Genomic DNA, 1,177 nt, shown 5'->3' with positions numbered 1-1,177 from the left:
CTGGCATTGGTCGTGTTGCCGCTCATGCTGACCGAGCTTTGACCGATCCCGCCCGTTGCCAGAACGCCGCCATCGTTGTTGGAGATGCTGGTGGTTGCAGTCGCCGTCACCACTGCAGCGTTGCTTACCGACTGGGCATTGTTCACCACGAAATCGCCGGTCGCGACGTATCCCGCGACGGTGCCCGACAGGCTGGCGTTGTCGACGGTGGCTGGCAGCTTGGTCGTGGTCAGGCCGTTATCGGCGGCGACCGTCATGGCGTTGGTGGCGGTGTTGACCGTCGCCGTGGCCGTGTTGGCATTGCCGTCAAGCGCCAGCGTCGAAGTGGCCATGGATGCCGGAGCCGCCACGGTCATCGTCGAAGTTGCGCCAACCGCCGTAGCCGTGCTGGCCTGGAGCGACGCCAGCGCACTATCGGTAGTGATGCTGCCGCCGGTCAGATCGACGCTGTTGCCGGCCACGTTGCCCAACGTCTTTGCCGACTGGACGTTGTTCGACACCGACAGCGTGCTGCCGCTGATCGTTCCGCCCAGCGATGTGCCCGCATCCAGGGTCACCACATTGTACGTGGCCGTGACACCAGTGCTGAGCGTGCTAACCACATACTGCTGGTTGGCCAGTGCGTGATCGGCCGTGGCAACGTAGGCCGTAGCCAAATTAGCCGTGGCTCCCGACGTGGTATCGCCAGCGGCGATTTTGGCAGCGCCGTCTACCGCGACGCTGTTGTTCGCCGTGTTGCCGGTGGTGGTGCCCACCATGGTGTTGCCGTCAACCGCAACCGAGCTCAGGGAGATGTCGCCGCCGATCGTGGCATTGGCACCGCTGAAGCTCGAGATGGTGCTTGTCAGTATATCGCCTTCGTACTGAACGTTCGCGAGAGCCGAGCTAACCGACACATTAGTGGCGCTCAGGTCGACACCGTTGCTGGCGCTGTTGCCGGTCACCGTCGATTTGCCGCTATTGGCCGACACCGACAGCGTGCTGCTGACGACGTCAGATCCCGTCAGAGTAGTGGCATCTGCCACGCTCACCTGGAACGGCGCCACGACCGTGCTGGTCATATTAGCCCCGCCGTTGACGGACTGGGAGTTCAGCACGTTCATGCCCGCAACAGTCCCTATTCCTGCATCGGCCGACGCGGCCACCGGATTGGCAGCGGAAGTCAGGTTGGTCGCGC

General features: G+C 63.4%; 1 protein-coding gene. It reads right to left on the bottom strand.

The genetic code is table 11. From position 1 onward, the window contains the following. A partial coding sequence (locus tag GGQ88_RS21040; RefSeq protein WP_425490484.1) for a beta strand repeat-containing protein occupies positions 1-1,177 on the bottom strand: 1,177 nt, incomplete at both ends.

The sequence above is a fragment of the Novosphingobium hassiacum genome (assembly GCF_014196055.1).
Taxonomy (GTDB): Bacteria; Pseudomonadota; Alphaproteobacteria; order Sphingomonadales; family Sphingomonadaceae; genus Novosphingobium; species Novosphingobium hassiacum.
Note: the sequence above shows the minus strand (reverse complement) of the source record. Positions and strands in the feature narration are given on the sequence as shown.